The organism is Acinetobacter endophylla (assembly GCF_053543775.1).
Genome location: NZ_JBLVOM010000314.1, coordinates 87,605 through 111,762 on the forward strand (window position 1 = coordinate 87,605; position 24,158 = coordinate 111,762).

At 42.3% G+C, this 24,158-nt stretch carries 21 protein-coding genes; 7 read left to right on the top strand and 14 right to left on the bottom strand.

From position 1 onward, the window contains the following. Nucleotides 1–6: 6 nt before the first annotated feature. Nucleotides 7–408: a Na+/H+ antiporter subunit G gene (locus ACNPNW_RS17640; RefSeq protein ID WP_253147987.1), complete on the top strand. Its 402-nt coding sequence runs from the start codon at nt 7–9 to the stop codon at nt 406–408. Nucleotides 409–487: 79 nt separating this feature from the next. On the opposite strand, the gene ACNPNW_RS17645 is transcribed toward ACNPNW_RS17640, so the two are convergent. The 5 genes from ACNPNW_RS17645 to cxpE all read right to left on the bottom strand — a co-directional run bounded on the left by ACNPNW_RS17645 (nt 488) and on the right by cxpE (nt 8,179). Next, nucleotides 488–1,792 (bottom strand): IS4 family transposase, encoded by a 1,305-nt coding sequence (locus tag ACNPNW_RS17645; RefSeq protein ID WP_005104965.1) that lies wholly within the window; start codon nt 1,790–1,792, stop codon nt 488–490. 106 nt (nt 1,793–1,898) lie between these two features. Beyond that, nucleotides 1,899–4,310 (bottom strand): CSLREA domain-containing protein, encoded by a 2,412-nt coding sequence (locus tag ACNPNW_RS17650; RefSeq protein ID WP_448767270.1) that lies wholly within the window; start codon nt 4,308–4,310, stop codon nt 1,899–1,901. A gap of 9 nt (nt 4,311–4,319) precedes the next feature. Beyond that, nucleotides 4,320–6,119 carry a rhombotarget A gene (gene rbtA / locus ACNPNW_RS17655; protein WP_448767271.1) on the bottom strand — a complete coding sequence of 600 codons (1,800 nt, stop codon included), beginning with the start codon at nt 6,117–6,119 and terminating at the stop codon, nt 4,320–4,322. Nucleotides 6,120–6,239: 120 nt separating this feature from the next. Then, complete coding sequence (gene hda / locus ACNPNW_RS17660; protein WP_278357081.1) at nt 6,240–6,944, bottom strand: DnaA regulatory inactivator Hda; 705 nt, start codon at nt 6,942–6,944, stop codon at nt 6,240–6,242. Between the two features lie 14 nt (nt 6,945–6,958). Beyond that, nucleotides 6,959–8,179 carry a chloramphenicol efflux transporter CxpE gene (gene cxpE, locus ACNPNW_RS17665; protein WP_448767272.1) on the bottom strand — a complete coding sequence of 407 codons (1,221 nt, stop codon included), beginning with the start codon at nt 8,177–8,179 and terminating at the stop codon, nt 6,959–6,961. A 135-nt stretch (nt 8,180–8,314) separates the two neighbouring features. On the opposite strand from cxpE, the gene purM reads away from it, so the two are divergent. Beyond that, nucleotides 8,315–9,385 carry a phosphoribosylformylglycinamidine cyclo-ligase gene (gene purM / locus ACNPNW_RS17670; protein ID WP_448767273.1) on the top strand — a complete coding sequence of 357 codons (1,071 nt, stop codon included), beginning with the start codon at nt 8,315–8,317 and terminating at the stop codon, nt 9,383–9,385. A 6-nt stretch (nt 9,386–9,391) separates the two neighbouring features. Then, nucleotides 9,392–10,021: a phosphoribosylglycinamide formyltransferase gene (gene purN / locus ACNPNW_RS17675; protein WP_448767274.1), complete on the top strand. Its 630-nt coding sequence runs from the start codon at nt 9,392–9,394 to the stop codon at nt 10,019–10,021. 65 nt (nt 10,022–10,086) lie between these two features. Here purN and ACNPNW_RS17680 read toward each other — a convergent pair whose 3' ends face one another. Together ACNPNW_RS17680 and sppA are read right to left on the bottom strand one after the other, a co-directional pair. Beyond that, nucleotides 10,087–10,890: an alpha/beta fold hydrolase gene (locus ACNPNW_RS17680; RefSeq protein WP_448767275.1), complete on the bottom strand. Its 804-nt coding sequence runs from the start codon at nt 10,888–10,890 to the stop codon at nt 10,087–10,089. Further along, nucleotides 10,887–11,909, bottom strand: coding sequence for a signal peptide peptidase SppA (sppA, locus tag ACNPNW_RS17685; protein WP_004279134.1), 1,023 nt, complete (start codon nt 11,907–11,909; stop codon nt 10,887–10,889). Before sppA ends, ACNPNW_RS17680 begins: the two co-directional genes overlap by 4 nt. Before the next feature lie 125 nt (nt 11,910–12,034). Between sppA and ACNPNW_RS17690 the strand changes: the two genes are divergently transcribed. Next, nucleotides 12,035–13,009 carry a lysophospholipid acyltransferase family protein gene (locus tag ACNPNW_RS17690; protein ID WP_004279136.1) on the top strand — a complete coding sequence of 325 codons (975 nt, stop codon included), beginning with the start codon at nt 12,035–12,037 and terminating at the stop codon, nt 13,007–13,009. Here the strand turns inward: ACNPNW_RS17690 and ACNPNW_RS17695 are convergent. The 3 genes from ACNPNW_RS17695 to ACNPNW_RS17705 all read right to left on the bottom strand — a co-directional run bounded on the left by ACNPNW_RS17695 (nt 12,998) and on the right by ACNPNW_RS17705 (nt 17,458). Beyond that, nucleotides 12,998–15,460, bottom strand: a complete 2,463-nt coding sequence (locus ACNPNW_RS17695; protein ID WP_448767276.1) for a DNA internalization-related competence protein ComEC/Rec2 — start codon at nt 15,458–15,460, stop codon at nt 12,998–13,000. The genes ACNPNW_RS17690 and ACNPNW_RS17695 overlap by 12 nt on opposite strands. 86 nt (nt 15,461–15,546) lie before the next feature. Further along, the gene (gene lolD, locus ACNPNW_RS17700; RefSeq protein ID WP_004645694.1) at nt 15,547–16,230 is read right to left on the bottom strand and encodes a lipoprotein-releasing ABC transporter ATP-binding protein LolD; all 684 of its coding nucleotides are present in this window, start codon (nt 16,228–16,230) and stop codon (nt 15,547–15,549) included. After that, a complete protein-coding gene (locus tag ACNPNW_RS17705; RefSeq protein ID WP_312325528.1) occupies nt 16,223–17,458 on the bottom strand; it encodes a lipoprotein-releasing ABC transporter permease subunit in 1,236 nt (411 codons plus the stop codon). Before ACNPNW_RS17705 ends, lolD begins: the two co-directional genes overlap by 8 nt. Nucleotides 17,459–17,484: 26 nt before the next feature. Between ACNPNW_RS17705 and ACNPNW_RS17710 the strand changes: the two genes are divergently transcribed. After that, nucleotides 17,485–18,048, top strand: coding sequence for a PilZ domain-containing protein (locus ACNPNW_RS17710; protein ID WP_262466902.1), 564 nt, complete (start codon nt 17,485–17,487; stop codon nt 18,046–18,048). A 20-nt stretch (nt 18,049–18,068) separates the two neighbouring features. Here ACNPNW_RS17710 and ACNPNW_RS17715 read toward each other — a convergent pair whose 3' ends face one another. After that, complete coding sequence (locus tag ACNPNW_RS17715; protein ID WP_262466901.1) at nt 18,069–18,983, bottom strand: DMT family transporter; 915 nt, start codon at nt 18,981–18,983, stop codon at nt 18,069–18,071. 21 nt (nt 18,984–19,004) lie between these two features. Continuing rightward, entirely contained in the window at nt 19,005–19,490 is a 486-nt protein-coding gene (locus tag ACNPNW_RS17720) for a YaiI/YqxD family protein (protein WP_448767290.1), read from the bottom strand. 250 nt (nt 19,491–19,740) lie between these two features. Here ACNPNW_RS17720 and ACNPNW_RS17725 point away from each other — a divergent pair, with 250 nt between their 5' ends. Next, nucleotides 19,741–20,673 carry a hypothetical protein gene (locus tag ACNPNW_RS17725; protein WP_213687516.1) on the top strand — a complete coding sequence of 311 codons (933 nt, stop codon included), beginning with the start codon at nt 19,741–19,743 and terminating at the stop codon, nt 20,671–20,673. A 410-nt stretch (nt 20,674–21,083) separates the two neighbouring features. Here ACNPNW_RS17725 and ACNPNW_RS17730 read toward each other — a convergent pair whose 3' ends face one another. Next, nucleotides 21,084–21,215 carry a hypothetical protein gene (locus ACNPNW_RS17730; protein WP_005103875.1) on the bottom strand — a complete coding sequence of 44 codons (132 nt, stop codon included), beginning with the start codon at nt 21,213–21,215 and terminating at the stop codon, nt 21,084–21,086. A 39-nt stretch (nt 21,216–21,254) separates the two neighbouring features. Continuing rightward, on the bottom strand, nt 21,255–22,334 hold the full coding sequence (gene serC, locus ACNPNW_RS17735; protein WP_446890059.1) for a 3-phosphoserine/phosphohydroxythreonine transaminase: 1,080 nt from the start codon (nt 22,332–22,334) through the stop codon (nt 21,255–21,257). A gap of 360 nt (nt 22,335–22,694) precedes the next feature. Between serC and ACNPNW_RS17740 the strand changes: the two genes are divergently transcribed. Beyond that, nucleotides 22,695–24,155, top strand: coding sequence for a TolC family protein (locus ACNPNW_RS17740; protein ID WP_448767277.1), 1,461 nt, complete (start codon nt 22,695–22,697; stop codon nt 24,153–24,155). Nucleotides 24,156–24,158: the final 3 nt, after the last annotated feature.

Genomic DNA, 24,158 nt, shown 5'->3' on the forward strand with positions numbered 1-24,158 from the left:
TTTTAAATGTCTTTAATTTTAGAAATACTGGTGTCGATTTTTCTATTGATTGGTGCTTTCTTTATGCTGGTCGGCGGAATCGGGATGGTGCGCTTGCCCGATCTGTTCATGCGTCTGCATGCACCGACCAAATCCAGTACCTTGGGCCTCGGCAGTTTCTTAATTGCAGCAATTATTTTCTCTGCCATGTATGGCCGTTTCGGCTTTGCTGAAGTGCTGATTACCCTGTTTGCCTTTATTACTGCGCCGGTATCCGCCAATCTGATGGCACAGGCTGCATTGCATTTGCGTTTACGTTCTTTGAGTGGCGAAGTGCCGGAAACACTGGAACGTCCCCTGCCCTGGCAGCGTTCACGCCGTCGTACTTTTTATGAAAAGAAAATCAATCGCAATGATGATTTAGGTTAATTGAGCAAGTAATTTAAGCTCTCCTAAATCTCAAAATAGAGAGATAAAAAAAGCCACCCGAAGGTGTAATGCCAGTCAGTTAAGAAATTGACTGGCATTTTCTTGGGTATTTCTGCGGTTTTCCTTTCACAACTCGTGGGCAACTTCTAACCCTTCTCTCAGGCAAAACATACCTCCTCGATTTCTCCAGTAAACTTTCTAGATGTTTAGGTAAATTCCCTGCGGAGTCTAAAGAATCAAATCTTAATATATTCAGGATGCTGATAGAGGCAATATGAAAGCTGATTCTCAAAGGACTGACTTTTGCACGTTGAGCCATATGTTTCATTTGTCTTCTTAGAATATTATAGGCAATGAAGACCCCCCATAATTCTTGATAAATTAAATCAGGTTGCTTGCTCCTCAAATGCTTACCTTCCTGTAAATCACTTTTGATTTCTCGGTAACACATTTCTATTTCCCAGCGCTGGGCATAAAGCTTCGCCAAGCCTATCAGTGGATATGCCTTTGAATCCATTAATGAAGTGATATAACGTCTAATTTTCCCTGCCTGCTCAACTTCAATCAAACGCGCTTCCCAATATTCTCCTAATGATGGATTTAGCTTCCTGGCTCTAGCTGAAAGAGGCATTTTGATTTGAAAGTCATGCGGGGAATTACGTTTAATGATCTCATAGCGTAAATTATCTTTTGCTCTCATTAACCAATGACTGGCTTCTACTCGTGTTTGCCAGTCAATCAAGAAATCAGCAGAGAAATAGGCTCGATCAAACAAGGTAATACTATGCGATGGAGGACATAATCGATTTGCCAGTGTAAGTTCACCCTGATCCATGCTACCTATTTGGGCATCAATGATTTCATGGGTGCTGGTATTTACCAGGCAGGTTGCTCTCACTTGTGGATAAGGGGCTGCAGCGGTTTTACCCTTAGATGAGCCAAAGTGTTCAAAATTCTCGTCTGTATAAGGCATAGACCAAACCACCCCGTCAACAGCACATACACTAAGGCCATGAAAGTTTGAGTATTGCTGTTGGGATTCTTCAAACCAGGCTTGGCTGAGTAGAGAAAACAAGGTATTCAAGGGCTCTCGTCCTAAACGTTGTCGTGCTTGCACTGCTGCACTGGGGACACAATATTCTGTTGTACCAAACACAAGTTTTAGTTGCTCTACGACATACCCGATCGGTTGATCTCGAAATAGGGCAAGCCCAATTACCAGCCATACCACATGTTCGGCAGGTAATTTTCTTCTCCTGATAGAAGCCTTACCTGTTTGATGTAGGCTTTCTTTAATCCAGTTTAAATCAATGAGTTCACTGAAATGGCTGAGTGAAGGCAAAGAATGTTGAAGGGTGCAATCTAAATTTTCAGATAAAGTCATAAAAAAAATGAGCGTATTGGCATACACTCATTTTTACTACATTTTTCTAATGTCTGCTTAACTGACTGGCATTATCCATATGGAGGCTTTTTATATTTATCATATTTTATTTTCTTAAGCGGCGATAACCTGCAAGTCCTAATAATCCCAGAAGTCCCCAAATACCAACTCCCCCTCCACCACTTGAGGAAGTATTCGTATTTTTAACTGTATTACGCAACAAGATTACTGCTGTTTCTGACATTTTTTCATCAGCATCAAAAATTGTATACTCCATGCTGTAATCGGCTTGGCTTAGATTATTCTTCACACTAAATGTCAGCTGCCCACCATAACAGGTTTCTCGTTCATAAGTATCAGGACAAGCTCCTTGTCGCTCTGCCTTCAGCGAAACTCCCGCAGGAAGCTTAACAATACGAATCGGAATCTCTTTTCCATCTTTGTCCTGATAAAAAACTGATTTACCGGATGGCAGCGGCCCATCCCCGTCATCGCTATCATTTTCGAGCGGATTTACATTCACGGTAAGATTATTCTCTGGACTAATCCGGTATTCATCATCTTTTGCGATAGGTGCAATGTTTTTAAAAGCCGCTCTCAAGAGTCCTAAACTGCTCGCACCTGTCGCCTTGTCTTTCAGCGTATAAGTACAGAACTCCATATCAATGAGGCTGGTTTCTTTACCATCTATGCGATACATCATGATCCGGTTTAAATCAGGTTTCCACTCACATTTAAGATTTGGATCATTTGGGTTTCCCTCTACACTGGTTGAATTACCTGTACCAATTAACTTACCAACACCCAAAGTTTTTACACTTACGTCATAATTTTTTGAGTTAAATACTTTAGTTTGAACTGTATTTCCGGACAGTGTTTCTTGAGGCATGGCTAAGACAAAGGGATTAATATAAATTGCACGGTATTGCTGATATTGCTTGGTATATTTCAGCAGATCTTCGTATTCTTTTAATTCTTCCTTTAAGCCAGGCAGCTCATCTACCGGGGTATTTTTATCCGCAATAATTCTTTCAATATCATCTATATTTTCTTGATAAAAGGCATTTAACCCCACCAAGTTGTTATTGTTCAGATCCGTAATATCTGCTGCAGTCAGACGTCGAATTTCAACTGAACCAATTTCGCAGGTGTTTTTTGCATCTGGATTCAATGTCAAGGTTGATCCAATCACACGATCAATCACACGTTGATCTCGATCACTACAACCACTAACTCCGATATCGACTAAATCTGTTGTCGTCTGATTATCTCGTGGGTAATACATGCCTAGAAAACGGTTATCAATAGCAGGTTCAAGATAATGTGTTAACAAACTGCTGATCGCACTGTTAGAAACATCCAGATTAGTTGACGTGACATCCTCTTTTAATGCCGGCAACACACAACGCGAAGGTCCAGTATTTGCAATTGCATTTCGATTTGTAGAGGATTCAACACGTTGTTCCGTAGTCGGATTTCCATCATTTAAGGCATATTCACAAGATAACCCCTGATTAAAGGCTAAGATGTTAAAATTTAAATACTTATAACCAGTATTGTCATAAAATAAGGTGGATTGAGCTGTATTTTCAACAATAGTATTACTCAATGCCGTTAAGCTAGAGAATGTACTGAGTGGACGATTCGCTTGATTCGTCATGCGTACAATATGTCCTGTGGTACTTGCAGTATTCTTCGCAATGGTAGAATTAACAATTTCTACTGTGGCATAGCCACAAAAATCAATAATACTGTTAGTAAGATCTGAACCATTTTTAACAATACTACTGGAATTAATTTTCACATTGGTTTGAGTTGTACCTAAATTTCCCTGACAGTCCATCGCCAGAACGCTACCATATGAACTCGCCTGATTTTTTTGAATCAAAGAATCCTGAATGATAATATTCCTTTCTGTATTCATCGCTACGCTATAAATAGCCCCACCTTCTGCATCGGCTCTGGAATTGACTATTTCACTGGTATTAATACTTAAAGGTCCTGCTACATAGAAAGTACCACCATTGCCTTTATCCAGACTGTTTGTTGCTGCATAACCATCCTTTAAGATCAGATGATGAATGTCTAGACTGGATTGACTGGCAATACTGTTAAAAATACGGGTTTTCCCCTGACCCGAAATCGTGGTTTTTAAAGCTTCTCGGGTTGGATATAAATTCGTAATCGGACTACGACTGGTATAACTAAGTGGTGTTTTTCCATAAATTTTGAGTGCAGATTCTACGATCAACTCTCCTTCCAGTTTGTATTCGCCTGCTTCAAGCTGGATGACATCTGGTGCTGAGCCATCTAATCGAAGTGTACGTCCTACATTACATCCACCATAAGATTTATCCAGTTTTGCAGTCCTAATGGCTTCTCGCAAAGAACAGGCATTATTATTCTCGCCATCTTCATCCACAAAAGTAGTGACATATATCGTTTTATCTTCGGCTGCCATTAAACTCATGGCAGATAAAATCATGGCCGCAAGCAGTCCTTTTTTATAATTTTTCATGATTTATCCTTAATCTTTTAATCCACGGCGTAAACCTATTAACCCGAGTAAAATCAGTAATCCACCATATCCTAATGAGCCACCTGAAGTTTTGACTGCTTTGTCTTCCATTTCATTTTTTGGTTCCTGAACAATCTGAGTAGTAATAGCCATATAAGGTTTACTTTTATTAAATCGTGTAGATGAGGTCACCACTTGTAGTTCGAAAATATCTGCTCCATGCCAGGTAGAATCCGGGGTATAAACGACATTGCCATGAATATCGATGACTGTTTTACCCTTGGAAGCTGTTTTGGTTTGTACTACTTTCAAACAACCATCTTGCCAAGGCTCACCCGTCGGATTCTGACCAACAATGGCATTACACTGTTCTTTTGGAATTAAATCACTATCTCCCAGATAAGATTCAATTGAAAACTTGGCATTTTCACCCTTTAACAGGTCTTGTCCCACCAGACTACCCGAAGTCGGGATCGTGATTTCAACTGCACCTCGATCACAAAACAGGTTATCCATCAAACGGTTGATCCCACGCTGATCTGCTGCCTCACATGTTACCGTTGGATTTGCCAGATTCAATCCTGTGCCTCTATTCACAATTGGCGATTCATTCACAAGCATATAGTTCAACAAAATTCGTGGGCGCATATAACCGAGAAATTGTCCTTTAGGAACGCTGTATGGACAAAGTATGGCATTATTATTTTCTTCTAGGGTCTGACAAGCACCTTCACTTTTATCTGAGGATTCAGCAAAAAGTCGTGTACCACTCCAGAACTGATTTGGTGCGACTGTATCCCCTACACCACAGGAGGCTGTCAGCAGATTATTTTGCGACAAAGTCTTGTCACCAGTGATAATTTGGCAATCCTGTGTACCATTTCTTAAAATAATACTATTCGCTACATAAGCTCTGCCATACGGCGCATGGATACGTAAAGCAGTATTTTCATTATCAACCATGGTGAGATTATTCAATCCCATCCCGTCCATGACATTAATAAGTACACCCTTATTTTTTAGTATCGTACTACTTAATACCTCCCCACTAATACCTTGATCTTTACTGGAGTCAGCAAACTGTCCCGCGCTATAAATATTGGTTGCTGAATTATCCAGTGTCTGGTTATTTTTAAGTACACTTTGCAAAATAAGGAAATCAGGTAGCTCGCTATACAGGATCGCGCCTCGTTGGGCTTTGTTATTTTCGATCAGACTATTTTTAATTTCTGCACGGCTTGTTAAGTTCTGACCAAACTTGCCAGCATTATAAATTGCCCCACCCAAGTTGGCAGCAGCATTAAATAGACGGTTATATTCTAGAATTAGCTGACCTTTATTATAAATTAGGCCACCTTGTTCAGCACAACTGGTTTTACCACAGCCTTCGAGATCCAGTTCTTTCAAATTTAACTGAACCAGTGTATCTGTACTATTGATCCGAAAAAGATTATCGGTACCTTTCATTTGAATATGGGCATTATGCAAGCCTAATGCTTTTTCATCCGTACTGAATTCGCTATCACTTTCTGCGACCGAACGGATGGTAAGAGATTTTTTAATCGCGATATGCTGGTTCAACACATAGGTATTTTTTTCTTTTAAAATAATGGTACTGGATGAGTTCTCCCCACCACAGCCCATAAAACCTGCTTTAGCTAAGCCACGGTTAACATACTCAACAGCTTCTCGAAGTGAACATTCCTTGTCATCTTTTTCAATATCTTCTGTAGTGGTTACAATAATATCTGCACTATACGACTGCCCCGCTATACATAGCAAAGCTATGCCTATGCTCTTCTTGAGCATAACCTTCTCCTTAATTTTTATTTCTTTCTTTTTCTTCTAAAGTTGCAGAATCCTTGCAACAGAGAATTATTTTGCCTTACTGTGGCATAGACTGAGTAATTACTCAAGATTTTTTATGATTTACCGATATTCGTCAATCAAGGCATATATCTGCCGCAGATTGGCATTGCTGACTTTCAGCTTTTCTCCTTTAAGTAATTGAATAATCTGCTCTAATCTTTGAAGCAGCACTGAAGTTTGATGTGGTCCATGGCTTAGTAAATAGTCAAATATTTGAGGGTCTAAATGGATCCCACGACGATCGAGTACCGAGGAAACCAGCGCATAGCGATCAGCATACAGGCTACCACTCGGAACACGAGTACTGACCGCCTGCGTGAGACGAGATTGTAAATCTGGCAATTCAAGTTTGAGTTCTATAGGTGCAAAACGTGACGAAAACACCAACTGTCCACCACCTTCATTATTATAATTAATCAAGTGAAAGACGGCGCGTTGCCAATGAGGTACGCCGCTAATTGCTTCGATATCATCAAGTGCCACCAGATCAAAACGATCCAGAGAAGTAATCGCCTCAGTCGGTGCATCTAAAAGCTCAAGCAAAGATACCTGAATTGCAGATTTACCCACTTCAAGATAAGAGTCACAGATGGCAGACAATAAATGACTTTTACCTGTCCCGGCTCCACCATAGACATAAAAGCGGTTGATCAGGCTTGCATGTAATTGACGGACAGCATCAATGACATGCCCCCAACCCGGCCCTGAAAAATCACTGATTCGGGCATCGAGCTGAGGTTCTATATCTAACTGCAATTGACGCATATGATTTTTTGGCCTTATGAGTCTTTACGATGAGGATCGTGAATTTTACTTGAGTTATCCTCTGCTTGCAGCGGTTTTTTCTGTGGCTTTTTCATTTCAATATCAACATCTAAATCTGCTGTTTCAATGTTGATTGAACCGGTAGAGGCATCTTGCATGACAACAGCCCGATCACCATAAAATGGCGTATGTTCATAATACTCACGGATATGCCGCAGTAGTACCACAATCACGGCTGCCACCGGTAAGGCAATCAGCATGCCCAAGAAACCGGCCAGTTGCGCACCTGCCAGAACTGCAAATACTACAGCTACAGGAGAAAGACCGATTTTATCACCCAACAGGAATGGTTGTAGAATATAGCCTTCGACTGCCTGCCCGACCATAAAGACAATCCCGACCAATACCAGTTGCCACCAGTCGATTCCAAATTGGAAAAAGGTTGCAATGACTGCGGCAATAATTCCAACCGCAAAACCAAGATACGGAATGATACTGCACAATCCGGCAATCATCCCGATGATCAGGCCAATCTCTAGGCCAATGAGTTGGAGTCCCACTGCATAAACCACGCCCAGCAGAACCATGACCAGGAACTGACCTTTGACAAAGGCACCTAAGACACTATGACATTCACTCACAATATTTAAGGTTGTTTTTTCATAAGGACGGGGAATTAGACGACGTAAGCTGTCCAGCATACGATCCCAATCCAGCAAGAAATAAAAGGCAATAATCGGAATCAGGACAATCGTGCCACCAATCTGGATAAAGTTCAGACCAGATTGTGCCAGTTTCAGCAGCATCGCCTGAATACTGTCCGCACTATAATTGGTCTGGACATAGTCCATTACTACTGAGGAAATCTGATCGGTATCGATTTCCATCGGGACCAGATTAAAGCTATCGGAAAGCCAAGGTAAGAACGTGTAATTGATCCAGTGAATCCCGGCCGGAATGCTATCACGCGCATACATCAGCTGCTGCCAGACCAGTGGCACCAGATACCACATGACTAATGTAACCACGATCCCAATCCCGATAAATACAATACTGATCGAGAGCCATCGAGCCAGCCCAATGCGGTGCAAAACATCGACCAAGGGGCTAAATAAATAAGCAATTAGAAAAGCTGCCACAAAAGGAACCACAACTGGTTTAAGCAGATATAAAACCCAAAGTATCAATGCTATACCAGCAAGTATAAGAATGCGCCGTAAAGTACGATCGACCATAGAATCTTGCCTTTTCTCTATTAATCATTCTAAAAATTAAAATATTTTAATAAAGATAGCATTTTAGGCCACAAATACCATAAGAGTTTTACATATTCAGGTTATAATCGCACCCGCGAATGCGGAGACTTCATTATGAGCAACTCAACTTCTACCCCAAACACTGGTTTAAGCTACAAAGATGCAGGTGTCGACATTGAGGCGGGCGACGCGTTAGTCGATCGTATCAAATCTGTCGCTAAGCGTACCTCACGTCCCGAAGTTATGGGCGGTCTAGGTGGCTTTGGTGCACTTTGTAAAATTCCTAAAGGTTATGAAGAACCTGTTCTAGTATCTGGCACAGATGGTGTTGGTACAAAATTACGTCTGGCACTGAATTTGAACCGTCATGACACAATTGGTCAAGACCTGGTTGCAATGTGCGTGAATGACCTTCTTGTCTGTGGTGCTGAACCACTGTTCTTCCTTGATTATTATGCAACTGGTCACTTAAATATTGATGTTGCTGCAAATGTAGTCACTGGTATTGGCGCTGGTTGTGAATTTGCTGGCTGTGCATTAGTTGGCGGTGAAACTGCTGAAATGCCAGGCATGTATGAAGGCGAAGATTACGATCTTGCAGGTTTCTGTGTCGGTGTTGTTGAGCAAAGCAAAATTATTGATGGCTCTAAAGTCAAAGCGGGTGACGTTTTAATTGGTGTAGCTTCTTCAGGTGCGCACTCAAACGGCTACTCACTGCTTCGTAAAATCCTGGACGTGAAAAACGTTGACCTGAATCAAATCGTGGATGGTCGCCCACTTGCAGATGCTGCAATGGAACCAACACGTATTTATGTCAAACCAATTCTTGAACTGTTAAAACACGTTGATGTGCATGCGATGGCACACATCACGGGTGGTGGTTTACCAGGTAACTTGCCGCGCGTACTTCCAAACGGTGCTCAAGCGCTTGTGAATGAATCTTCTTGGGAGTGGCCTGAGCTATTCAAGCTTCTACAACGTGAAGGCGGCGTAGAACAATTTGAAATGTATCGTACTTTCAACTGTGGCGTCGGCATGGTACTTGTTGTTGATACCGCTGATGCAGACAAAACTGTTGAATTACTCAACCAGCTTGGCGAAAAAGCATGGGCGATGGGTCAGATTCAAGACAATGCTGAATCAGTTGCAGGTGCAGACGAAAAAATTCGTGTGATCTTTGCGTAATTTCGCATGACTAAAATTGCTGTACTTGTTTCGGGTAGTGGATCAAATCTGCAAGCCTTGATTGATGCCAATCTTTCAGGCCAAATTGTAGGCGTGATTTCCAACAAACCTGAAGCCTTTGCTTTAACACGTGCACAACAGGCAGACATTCAGACTGCAATTATTGAACACAAGCAATATCCAAACCGTGAAGCTTTTGATGATGTCATGCATCAACAGCTTTTGGACTGGGATGTGGATCTGGTGGTACTTGCCGGCTTTATGCGAATTTTAAGTGGAAAATTTGTGAAAGCCTGGGAAGGGAAAATGTTAAATATTCATCCTTCCCTGTTGCCTTATTATAAAGGTATGCATACGCATCAGCGTGTACTCAATACCGGTGATGTTCTGCACGGTTGTACGGTGCATTATGTTACGGCTGAACTGGATGCAGGCCAAGCGCTTGCCCAAGGTGTTCTCAAGGTTTCTCATCATGATACGGTAGAAAGTTTGGCAACACGTGTGCATAGCCTCGAGCATGTGATCTATCCACAAGTCGTAGAATGGATTTGTAGCGGAACGATTCAACATACTAAAGATGGTGTGTTATATCGAAATGAGAAAATGCAAGCGCCTGTTCAATTCTGCAAGTTCTAAAAAAATTTAGATATAAAAAAACGCATCCTCGGATGCGTTTTTTTATTTCCAATATATTCAATAATTCAAGCAGACTGTTGCTGAATCAGCTGTTTGACCAAGCCAGCTACTTGATCAGGTTGTTCCAATGGGAACATATGTCCACCATCCACCACGGTAAAAGGAATACCAAACTTCTTTTGCACTTGCTGCGGGAACTTGCGGGCCAGAAATGGACCTTTCTCGGCAACGACCAAATGCACAGGAATTTTTGGTTTTGCCTGAGGCAACCACCATAGCGATGGATTGGTTCTAAAGACTGCCACCTCATCCATTTTAGGAATAGTGAGTTCTACCCCGCCTCGGATGGGATCCTCTTGCAAGGCATAATCAATATAAGCTTGGAAGCAATCTGCATCAAAATCCTGATAAAAACCTTTAGGGCGCAGCAATTCAGCGGCTTGTTCACGTGAATCCCAATGGTCACGACGGCGTTTGGACAGACCGGCTGGAGACATTTTATCCAAAGCTTTTAAGCGCAAAGTCTTGGCAATATGCAAGGCAAAGGCTTCTTTGCCCATAATCATCGGCGGGTCCAGCATGATCATTTGTGAAAATAGTTCCGGACGCTGCAAAGCCGCTTGCAGAGTTAACACGGACCCCAAAGAATGCCCCAGACCAATGACAGGTCGTCCATGGGACTGGCGCACAATACTATCAATCACTTGCTGGGTCAGGCTTTTCCAATGGTTATCAATCGGATAACGCTTATCTGGCCCTAAAAGCGGCACATAGATAATATCGTAATCATCTTGCAATCCATCAAACAGCTTTTTATAGACTTTGGATGGCACGCCATTGGCGTGCGCGAAATGAATCAGTGGTTTCATTGCAGTGTCGTGCTGTTTTCTGACTGAAGCTTCTGTGCAACCGAAGAAGCAATTCCATCCCCAATCGATGACCCCATACGACCCAAGACTGATTCAAATGGACTATATTCAATGGTGTAATTCAACGCTTTTTCAGTTTTCAGTTCACGTTTCAAGGTATTTAAGCTACCGATACGATCCGCAATACCTAATTTCACCGCCTGATCACCGGTCCAGAACAAGCCAGAGAAAATGGCAGGATCATTGGATTTCAACTTAGCCCCACGTCCCTGTTTCACTGCATTAATAAAGTGACCATGCACATTATCTAGCACACCCTGTACATGAGCTTTTTGCGCAGGATCAACTGGCTGAGTCATCGACAGTAAGGCTTTGTTTTCGCCTGAGGTCATAGTGCGATCTTCAACACCTAATTTTTGCAATAGATTAGTCACGCCATAATTCGGCATGATCACCCCAATTGAACCGACCAAGCTCGATGGATTGACAATAATTTCGTCCGCAGCTGAAGCAATATAATAAGCACCTGAAGCCCCAGTATCGCCAATCACGGCATACAGTTTTTTCCCAGGATACTGTTTTTTCAGATACTGAATTTCCTGCCAGATTTCATCCGACTGTACCGGCGAACCGCCAGGTGAGTTAATATTCAGCACCACTGCTTTACTTTGTTTATTTTCAAAGGCTTTTTTCAATGATTTGATAGTATTGCTACTGTTCACACTCTGTTTGTCAGCAGCAATCGTACCCACTATATCCACGACTGCGATATGCGAACCCGCAGCAGCGCTAGCATCTGAAGAAACTGAACTACAGCTTTTGCCTAATGCCAAAATGACGACAAGCAGATAAGCAAAAGTCAGAAATTTAAAGAAAATTCCCCAACGGCGCGCACGGCGCTGTTCTTCAACAGAAGCTAAAACTGCTTTTTCCAGCAGTTTCCATTCCGGACCAGTCGGTTGAACTGGCTGTTGCGTATTTTGTATTTGATTTTCAGGTTTTGGTGGCCAATCGGACATAAATAATCCAATAAATTGATTTATATTGAATCCATTATATACACTGAATCGGGTAATTCTGTCTAAACAAAACGTTTTCGCCTATAATAAATTTTGTTCTCTTTTTTTGTACTTAGACGAAATCAATGACGAAACAGGGCTCACGGAATTCAGCTTACGGATTACTCAAATACATTAGCCGCCAACCGCTTCCGGTTTCTCGCTGGATGGCCCGTATTCTGGCCTTTATTGTGAACAGTTTTAAAGTCACTAAAACTTCGGAAGTCATTCGTCTGAACCTTGAAATCAGTCTTTCAGAACTGTCTAATCAGGAACGTGAACAGATTAACCGTGCTGCGGTTCGCAATGAATTAATGTCATATTTCGAGTTCTTTACTATTTGGGGCTCAAGCAATCAGAAAAATCTTAAACGCGTTCATCGCGTTATTGGCGAAGATCTACTTCATGATGCCATTGCACAAAATAAAGGCCTCGTGTTAATCGTGCCGCATTTTGGTACCTGGGAAATTATGAATGCCTATATTGCCCAGTTCACTTCAATGACCATTATGTATAAACCTGTGAAAAATCAGGCTGCAGATCAATTTGTACGGGCTGCCCGTAGCCGGGAACAGGCGCATCTGGTACCGACTGATGAATCGGGCGTCCGTCAGATTTTTAAGGCCTTAAAACAAGGCGGTACTACGGTCATCCTGCCGGATCATACCCCGAATATCGGTGGTGAATATATTCCATATTTCGGTGTGCCTTTAGCTACGAGTAATTTGAGTGCTAAGCTGATTCAAAAGACCAAAGCGCGTGCCCTGTTTTTATATGCTCTACGTAATACTGAAGATGGATTCGATATTTTTATCGAAGCAGTTGATGAAAAAATTTATAATGGCAATGCCAATCAAGGCACACAAGTCATTATCAATAGTATTGAAAATTTAATTCGTCGCCATCCGGAACATTATCATTGGAGTTATAAACGCTTTAATGCGCATCAAGACTTGGGAAATCTCTACAAACTTGAGCATGAACAAGCTTTGGGCAAAGTAAATGCATTAAGAACTCAAGAACTACATAAAGTTTCGCCCATATTGGAATCAGTCACTTAAGGGCTGACGATACAACCACTGCCATTCATGTCGTTCGGCAGAAAGCACCAGTTTTGAGCCTTGTTGCTGGAAGTGCACACTCCCCTGTTCTGCTGTGGTCAATAAGGGAATATTAAGTGCTTTCAACCGTTGCTGGGTCAGTTGGCTCGGGTGGCCATAACGGTTAAATTTCCCAGCCGAGGCAATCGTCAATTTAGGCCGCAAAACTTCTAAAAATTGATAGGCTGAACTGTGCTGACTGCCATGATGCCCGAGTATCAGCACATCGACCTGAAGTTCGGGATAGTCTTGGAGCAGCTGATATTCAGTTTCCCAACCCGCATCCCCCGTCAGTAAAAAGTTTTGATACGGTCCGGCATTTTTAACTTGCAGATATATCACACAAGAGCGGTCGTTTTTATTGAAGTTTGGCGTATTTAACTGCTGCTGCCGAGGTGCCAGAATTTTAAAGTTAATCGTCTCAGACCATTGCCATTGCTGTCCTGCATAACAAAACTGAAAACTTGAAGAAGCAGCTGTTTCAGGCATCTGATTGGATGACACTTGTCGGATGTTTAGTTGATCTTTAATGCTGTGATATGCACCGCTATGGTCCTGATCCAGATGGGTCAAAATCAGTTGATCCAGTTCTCCAACACCTTGCACAGACAAAAATGGCATAATCACTTGCCGACCAATACTGAATTTTTCTTCATTATAATAACCGCCCATATCGATCATCATGCTCTTTTGCCCTTCCCGAATGAAGATGGCCTGTCCCTGCCCGACATCCAGAACAGACAGCTGAAATGCATGCTGATTAAGTTGAGGAATGCACAGTGGTACACAGGCAAGTGCTGTCCAGCTTTTGGGTACTAAGCCCCGTGGTAAAAAGACAATTAACAAGCCCAAAATACATAGAGCAATCATCCAGACATTCATAGCCACCGGAATCAGTTGTGGCGCAAACAGCTGATCAAGCAGATTCAAAAATGCCAGCAGTATATGAATAAAAATATCATTGAGCTGAAACAGCAGACTCGAAAGTGGTTCAGAAATGAAAAATAATAAAGCCGCCAGAATATCTACGGGAACTATTAGCAGGCCAATCCACGGGATGGCTACTAGGTTGCTTAGCGGGGTAATCCAAGCCACCTGCTTAAAAAACAGCATCATTAAGGGAAACAGGGCCAGAAAAATTTTCCACTGCGACTCCACTAAAACTTTCATTGCAAAATACAGACGTTGTAATGCTGTTTGTATTGTTTGATTCGGTTGCTGCTGAATGGTTTGATAGATTCGCAGCAAGACAAAACAGGCACCATAAGACAGCCAGAATGCGGCCGATAAAATACTAAAAGGATCAAAGAGCAACAATAAGGCAGCACTTAGAATCAACAGCTTTAATGGCTGCACGCTTTGCCTGAGCAACAGTGTAAAAGTAACAATCACACAAATCAGTAAAGTACGTAGCGCCGGAATTTCAAAACCGACGAAGGCACAATACAGCAGTACACAGAGCAAAAAAGGCAGACTCAAAAAATACTGCCTTGGCCATTTCAGATAAATCTGCGGCGTGTACCTTGAAATCAGATATTGCAAACTGCCACAGATGATAAAGGCAAAGATCAGGACATGTGGTCCAGAAATTGCCAATAAATGACTCATGCCAAACCGTTGAAACTGCTGTTCCGTCGCTTGATCCAGTAAACTTTCATCACCGCTTAATAGAGCCAGCAACAAGCCTTTCTGCTGTACGGGTTGTCTAGCCACAAACTCTCTTAAGGCCAGTCGCTGTTGTTCTACCCAAAGTAAAAATCGCTGACCCAAATTTTGCTGCTGACGTAGATATTTGCCATAACCTAACGCATAGAGTTGTTGCGGTTGCAGCTCTTGGATGTGCTTGATCCTAAACCCGGCCATGACATTTTGCTGTAATGCCCATTTTTCTGCATCAAAGGCACCTGGTGTGGCATAACTATGGTTAGGTCGAATCTGGCCTTGTAATAAATAGTAGCGTCCCAGTTCAAGAGTTTGTTGTTTGGTTTCATCATTTACCAAACTAGATGTGACAGGATCTGAAACTGGCAGAAAACCCATCCACTTAATTGTAGTACCGTCAGGATTAAGCACGTGCAGGGCTTGCTGGATATTCTGATCACCAAGCTTATTCAGCTCTTTGATATACACTACGATTTCTTTTTCAGCGACTTCGTGCTCTCGCTTGGATAAACGTTCAGCCAATTGCAGATTGGCATAAGCATGACCTAAAAACAGTCCCAAAAGCAGGCTTGATCCAGCGATCAACAAGCTTCGCAGCGGTGTATTCAAGATGAACTTTAATTTATGGCAACACAGATACCACAGCAGCGCAATGATCAAAACTGCCGTCCCGCTCAGTTGAACAGACAGGAAACTTTTCCCCATACAGGCAAGGCCTAAAATCCAGCCAATACATAGCCACTGCAACATTGAATCTTATTCTGTCTTGTTATTATTTTGCCCAATAATAAAGCCCACCGGAGTGAGCTTCAATCAAATGCGAATATTCTCGTTATTTATGGTTCAATCCAGAGACCATCCTGCATATGTAAAATCCGATCTGCTGCATGGGCTAGCTGTTCATCATGCGTCACAATCAGCATCGCCATATTGAACTCACGTTGCAATTCGGTCAGCAGTTCAAAAATCTTTGCTGCAGTCTTGCGGTCTAGATTTCCGGTCGGTTCATCGGCCATCATCAGTTTAGGTTTACCGACCACTGCACGCGCCAAAGCTACACGCTGACGCTCACCTCCGGATAATTCACCCGGCTTGTGAGTCAGACGATGCGAAAGACCAACACGTTCCAGCAAATATTCGGCCTGCTGTTTGGCTTCCTTAAACTTCATGTTGTCGCGTAACATCAGCGGCATGGCCACATTTTCCAGTGCCGTAAATTCTGGCAACAGGTGATGAAACTGATAAACAAAGCCCAAATGCTCATTCCGCACATAACCGCGTTCTGCTTCAGACAAGGTATCAAAACGGCGGCCATTCACCATGACCTGACCTGACGTCGGGCGATCCAATCCACCCAAAACATGTAATAAGGTACTTTTGCCTGAACCACTTGAACCTACAATCGAAACAAACTCACCTGCTTTTACCTGTAGCGACAAGCCGCGAATCACATCGACAGTGGCCTTGCCATCGGTAAAGGATTTGTGAATATTCTGGGCATCTAAAATCAGATTACTCATAACGCAAAGCCTCTGCCGGTTGAATTTTTGCTGCACGTAAAGCCGGATAAATTGTCGCGACAAAACTGAGTGCCAGTGACAAGCCTACAATCACCAAGACATCCTGCCAGCGCAGATACGAAGGTAAGTAGTTAATAAAATAGGCATCAAACATATTCAGGCCTAAAGTATTGTTGAGCCAGCCAATAAAGCTACTGATACTGGTTGCCGCAATAATCCCGAGGATGGCCCCTGCACAAGTTCCAATCACCCCAATCACGGTACCTTGCACCATAAAGATTTTGGTAATGGTGGCAGGTGAAGCCCCCAAAGTCCTTAAAATGGCAATGTCCGATTTTTTATCCGTCACCACCATCACCAGTGAAGACACAATATTAAATGCCGCGACTAGAACGATCAGGAATAAAAGCAGGCTGACCATGGCTTTTTCCATCTGAATCGCGCTGAACAGATTACCATGGGTATAAGTCCAGTCCGAAGCATAGAAATTCCCCGGCAAATCACGCACAATTTCCTGAGACACTTGTGGTGCCAGGAAAATATCATCCAGCTTCATACGCACACCCTGCGCACCATCCGGTAGACGCAGTAAAGTTGACGCATCATTTAAAGCGATATAACCCATCATCGAGTCAACTTCAGCCCCAATACTGAAAATTCCCACCACTTTAAAACGTTTAAAACGTGGGACGACACCGGCGGGTGAAGGAGTCGCTTCTGGCAGAACCAGAGTAATATTGTCATTTAAACCTACACCCATGGCATCGGTCATTTGCTTGCCTAAAACAATACCAAATTCACCTTTTTTCAGGCTGTCGATACTGCCCTCAACCATATGGTTTTGTATGATCGAAACTTTTTTCTCATACTCGGGTTCGATCCCGCTGACCATAATGCCGGCGACCTGACCCTGTGCGGTCAGCATGCCTTGTAATTGAGTAAAAGGTGCAACCCCCTGGACATGTTCATGCTGCTCAATCTGCTTTGCAAGTTCAGGCCAATTTGTTAAAATTTGCGTCGAGGAAACAGTCGCTTGAGGTATCATTCCCAAGACACGATTTTTCAACTCTCGGTCAAAACCATTCATCACAGACAAGACTGTAATGAGGACTGCCACACCGAGTGTAAGGCCGATCATTGAGACCAACGCGATAAAAGAAATGAAGTGGTTACTACGCCGTGCGCGAGTATATTTCAACCCTATATACAGCGAGATTGGTTTGAACATAACCATCTAGTCCGAGGTAATAAATTATGAAAAATGTACAGCATCCAAACGGATTTGCGGAAAGACGCGTCATGTCTCGAATCGATGCTGCCTTACGAATTAATTATCAGATTATTTCCGATGATGTTGCCTTGAATGATCCTTACGATCCTAACTTCGTGTTGCCCCGCTATTTTCTACTACTTGCAGAACTAGATCAATTTGATCATGCGGTTAACTACGAATTAGAACAATTATCTGAAAAAGATCAACAAATTGCTCGAATCTTATCCTTATTCAACCAAAAATTAAACCTTATTACCGGTTCTTTGTATGACGCAATTGTACAAAGCATGTTACCTGTACCGGAACAGGTGAACTTTTCAGAAACCGGTTTTAGCTTCTTTAATGAGCGTCCTATCGCTGAAGGCACTTATCTGCACGTAACTTTGAGTCATCCGGAAAATTTCTTCCATATTGCAGCAACCGCTCAGGTGGCCTATAGTCGTGAAGAAGAAAATGGTAAATATCGGACAGGTGCGTATTTTATTACCATGCATCCACAGGACCGTGTCAAACTGGGTGAATGTGTTAAGGCTCGCTTTGCCTAAATCACTGCGTTAATCAATTTCTATTCAGTACCGGTGGATGATGAAAGGCGAGCGTTATAGCTCGCTTTAATTTCTCTGGAAAAATATAATAACAAACCAGCCAGTAAGATAACGACACCAAAGAAAGCACCGCCCGATAATTTTTCATCATTCAGAATTACCCCAACCAATAAGGCCAGCATCGGCGTCAAAACCGTAGTCAAAGACAAAGTGGTCGCCTTGATTTTCTGTACCAGTTTAAAATAGCAGAACATCGCAATCAGGGACGCCATGATCACCGCATAGCTGAGTCCGATCAGCGATTTAGCCTGCGGAATCTGGGTCGGTGCAAATTGCCAGATAAACGGCAGCATGGCACAGGCCATCACCGCTGAAACTGCAATAGAACCGGCCGCTTGCGCCATGGGTTCAAGAGGTGCATTGACTTTTTTCACCCAAAACATCGAAATACAGTAAATAAAAACACTGAGCAACATCAGGCCTATTCCGATCGGCTGAATATGCTGATCTTTGCCACCCACACAAATAATCCCCAGTCCCAGCAGTGCAATTGCCATGCCGCACCACTGCGAAGCATACAGCTTGAGCTGAAACACAAAACGGCCAATCAAACCGGTAATAATCGGTGCCAGTCCGAACATCAGGGCAATAATGCCCGAACTCAGATAATCCGTGGCCAGATAAGTGAAAATCTGTGAGCCGATAAAACTACATGCACCTGCCAGGTAACTGTGCATGGATAATTTATCTAAGGGAAAACGGGTTTTAAACAGCCACAATAAGGTAAATGCAAAAGGTAAAGCCAAAAAGAAACGCAATGCCAAAGCCCAGAGCGGATGCAAATCCGTCACACTCCAGACAATAGCTAGCGGTGTCGTTGCCCAGATAAAAACCAATAAAAGATAGGTGGCAATCATATTGGTTTGTGTGGGCATGCGAGTCACTCTGAATAAGGCTTAAAGCGCGGAAGATTTACGTTTTTGTTTTTGGATGGTCTGATCGAGTGCGCTGGAAAATTCGCGTTTATCCCGTTCTGAAATCGGTGGCGGCCCGCCCGTTTGCACGCCTGCACCGCGTAAGCTGTCCATAAAATCACGCAAGTGTAAGCGCGCTTTGACATTGGCCGTAGTATAAATTTCACCGCGGGGATGAATCGCAATCCCGCCTTTTTCAATGACTTCCGCAGCCAAGGGAATATCTTGCGTCATGACAATATCATGCTCTTTCATACGCAGAATAATTTCCTTATCTGCAGCATCCGCTCCACTCATCACCTGAATTGAATTAATTCTAACCGAAGGTGTGATTCCGACTGGTTGATTGGCGACAAAAGTGACTTCCAGCTGATAGCGATCCGAAGCACGAATAATCACATCTCGCAGCATACGGGGCAATGCATCGGCATCGACCCAAAGTTTGAATGGCAACACAGGGCTTCCCATTAAGGTATTAATCATGGTTATTCTAGCAAATTGAGACGATCAGGTTGATGATTAAATCGCTCCATTTTCATTGCATCTGTCATCAATATTTTAAAAAGCATGTGCTGGGTAAAACTGGCGTGATTCACGCGAGAAAAAAATTTGACTTCATTTGACTGGCATTTTAATTTTAAAATTCATTCGATTGACTTGAAAAATCGCAATGACCCTCGATTAACTATAAATACGTCATCCAAAATCAATTGTGCATATGAAAAATCAGAATAGCCCAGAGATCATCACCATTGATGATCAAAATTTCGGTAGTCATGTCGAACATTGGACCTTGCTCACCGACAACCCTGGCACAGATGTTCCACAGTGGTTAGGCAAAGCTCTTGATGAACCAATCATGCCGATGGGCCTTTGTACACAAGAATGTGATATGGATGCAGAGACCTGGCTGATTCAGGGACCGAGCAAAGCTGCGGTACAGTTGAGTCAAGTGATTGCCGTCGAAAACAACAAACCTCAAGCAGTAAAAACTGCATTTCCGTGCTTTGACAGTCCTTATCAGGTGAAAGCCACGATTGACCGGATTATTAGCTGTAAATCCAATACTCAGGCTGTATTGCGCCTGAATCTGGGTGCTAATAATATTATTTACGCTTTCGATAACCTGTATAGCGTCAATCATCCGCATTATGAAAAAGACCAGTCCTATGTGGTGAATCTGAATGGCTGGGCCTATGAACTTGAAGCGGTCGCAAATCATGAGCATCTGGTGGTTGATGATCCGGCTTCGATCAAGCACCACCGTGCCTTGAATGATATTCTGGCTGCCAATAATGGTGTAGCACCGGATAATTTGCAGGAACAGATTGATGCCTGGCAGCCGCAGTGCGAAGAAGATAAAGAACCTGTAACCGTAGATTTTTCTAAAATGGTGGCTTATCTATACGGCGAAACCATGGGTCAGGAAGATGAAGCCTGGTTCCAGGGCAATATTGTCGGTAAAACGACTATGCAGTTTATGGGTCAGGACTATACCCTTTATGATGTCACCCTCATTCATGATGAAGGCCAGCCTGCGACCTTGATCCGGATTGCAACGCGGAATGACCAGTACAGAGACTTCCAGATTGGCCAGTATATTCGTGGCAACTTGTGGATTCAGGCCAATATTTATAGAAAAGCGGCCTAAGTTCAAACAGAAAAAGAAGATATTCATTTTGATGGGTATCTTCTTTTAATCCATCTATATCCTTATTTGTCATTTTAATTTTTGATTATTTTTTATACATATTTTCTGGCTTAATAATCTATTTAAATTCATTAAAAACCGAGTTATCCACATTTTTAAATTCAAATAAATTCATTTTAAATATTTAAAATAACCCTAAAAACCTTGTAAAAATAAGCGATTGATTTCTCATATAAATAATCTGTTGTCATACAAATCTAATATTTAAATAAAAATGAAATTTATGCTCTTTAATTAAAAATGTACTTTATTTAATCAATTTTTTATGATAAAAATACTCACAACAAATTAGTATTAACGATAAATAGATCGGACAATAAATATCTATGAAAATCGTGCAAGAAGAAACATTACAACAGGTCGAGCATCATCTTAGCTCCCGCTATAATATTGATATGATGTCCTGCCTTTTTTTCATGTTGGGGATGCTGATCTGCGGATTCATCCTGCATACTTTTATTTTCTAAAATTATTGTATTCATAAAAAACCCAGCCTGTGCTGGGTTTTTTCGTTTCAGGAATTAACCATTGCGTTTGGCAAAGTCATCCATAAAGTTCACCAATGCCTGCACGCCCTCTAAAGGCACGGCATTATAAATACTTGCGCGCATACCGCCAACCGAACGGTGACCAGCAAGATTCAATAAATGCTGCGCTTCAGCTTCTTTCAGGAACTGTTTCTCAAGATATGCATTAGCCAAAGTAAATGGTACGTTCATGATCGAACGGTTTGCTTTTGCAATCGGATTCGCATAAAAATCGCTTTGATCGATATAACCATAAAGCAAGTTAGCTTTCTCAAGGTTCACTTTGTGCATGGCATCTACACCGCCATTTTCTAGCAACCACTCGAATACCAGACCAGATAAGTACCATGCATAAGTGGATGGTGTGTTGACCATTGAACCGTTTTTCGCTTGATCTGAATATTTCAAGATGCTTGGAATTTCAGGTTTGGCTTGATCAAGTAAATCTTCACGAATGATCACCAGCGTTAAGCCAGCAGGCCCGATATTCTTTTGCGCGCCGGCATAGATCAAACCAAATTTAGAGACATCTAATGGTGCAGATAAAATGCTAGATGAATAGTCGCACACTAATGACTTGTCTGTTTCAGGAATTGAAGCAAATTGCAGACCGCCAATGGTTTCATTATCAGCATAATGCACATAAGCTGCATCCGCAGACAGGTTCCATTCGCTTTGTGCACTGATCGCATATTTGCCATCAATTTGGATACCCGCTTTTACAACGTTGATATCGCCATAACGTTGCGCTTCTTTCAAAGCTTTTTCAGACCAGATGCCAGTATCGATATAGTCTGCTTTGTTGTTTTTGCCAAGCAAGTTCAATGGAATTGCCGAGAACTGTAGTGATGCCCCACCCTGCAAGAACAATACTTTGTAGTTCTCAGGAATATTCATGAGTTTGCGCAGGTCTGCTTCCGCTTTTTCAGCCATAGCAACATAGTCGGAACTACGGTGACTCATTTCCATGATCGAAAGACCTTTGCCATGCCAGTCAAGCATTTCAGCTTGAGCTTTTTCAAGTACGGCAGTCGGTAATGCAGCAGGACCAGCACAGAAGTTGTACGCGCGCATGATTTTTCCTTTCAGAGTGAAACACAATAAAATGATGGCATTTAACCATATCTGGCAGGGTCTTGCACAAAATTATTTCAATCTATGAGTCAAGATAGAGTCAAAAAATCAATGTAGATTCACAAGATAAATTGACCAGTATTTTAGCCTGCTGTTTTTATCATCTTTGCACTCACAATTGAAAATATTCAAGATTAAGCCGTTTTTTAATTTTAGATATTCTCTTTAAATTAGCCGATAAGTATTTGAAATACAGATGTAAAAGAAACAATACTATAACTTTACACTAGTTCTATCTGCGAACCTTTGATTTATACTAGCCGGATAACATCACCGGCTTTAAATCAGTTTAGCGACTTTATGAACTTAAAGAAAAATAAAAGACAGCTTGTCTGGGGTTTAAATCTGCTTGCATCGATGATGTATGGCAGCTTTGCTCATGCGCAGAGCATCAGCTTTCAGGACGCTGAACGTCAGTTGTTGCAAAACTCTTATAGCAGCCAAGCTTATCAAAGTCTGGAGCAGGCTTCAAAACTTGAAGCTGAAGCAGTAAAAGGCGTAGGTCTACCGCGTGTCGATCTGAATGTTCGTGCGTATGCCTTTCATAATGAACTCGATCTGCCTTTAGGTGCATTAAAAAATAATTTAGAGCAATCCTTAACTGATGGTGTAAATAATAGAATTGATGAACTGAACTTAGGTGATCTGGCTGACCCGCTAAAAAATAGTTTAAGACAACCTATTCAAAATGGAGTTGGCTTAATTCCTGATAGTCCGAATGTCGTGCTGGATGATCAGGTGATTCGCCCGACGGTTTCAGTCATGATGCCGCTTTATACCGGTGGACTGACAAGTAGCGCTAAAGAAATCGCCAATATTCAGGTCGGTCGCAGTCAGCTCAGCAACAGACAGCAGCAAGACACGCAGCGTTTTGAACTGATTCAAAGTTATTTCAATGTACAGCTCCAAAAGCAATTGCATGCAGCAGCGCTGTTTAATCTGAATGCCATGCAGCAGCATTATCGCAATGCCTTAAAGATGGAACAGCAAGGTTTTATCAGTAAAGGCCAGCGCATGCAGTTTGAAGTGGCACACAATAATGCCGAGCGCAGCCAGCAAAATACGCAAGCCAATTTGAATGCTGCCCTTTTCCAGCTGAATAATCTGCTTCAAGAAAGTAGCATCACTGAGCTTTCAACGCCTTTATTTGTCAATAAAACCGAGCCACAGGCCTTAAATCATCTGCTGAAAACCTTTAGTCAGAACTCTGCGTTGATTCAAAAAATGCAGCTGGATACCCAATTGGCTCAAGCCAATGTCAAAGCCCAGCAAGCGGCAAAAAAACCGAATGTTTTTGCTTTTGGTGAATATAGTCTGGATCAAAATGAAAACTGGATTGTCGGGGTTGCCGCACGCTATAACCTGTTTTCCGGAATTGATAAAAATAAAAATATTCAGGCTGCCGAACTCAAACGCTCTGCTACAGAATTACTCACTGCACGCACCCAGCAGGAAATTGAAAATCTGATTTATAAATCTTATAGCGAAGCACTCAGCGCACAGCAAAGTGATGCGCTTCTGGCACAAAACTTGAAAGCCGCACAGGAAAATTTACGCATCCAAGAATTGTCCTTTAAAGAAGATATGGGCACCGCCACACAGGTCATCGATGCACAAAATATGCTGAGCGGACTACGAGCTGAAACTGCCTTGAATGCCTATAAATATGTGATGTCACTGGCCACCCTATTACAAAGCCATGGCTCGATTGCAGAATTTCCGAACTACATCCAACATACCAACACTCACTATATTCGCTAATGG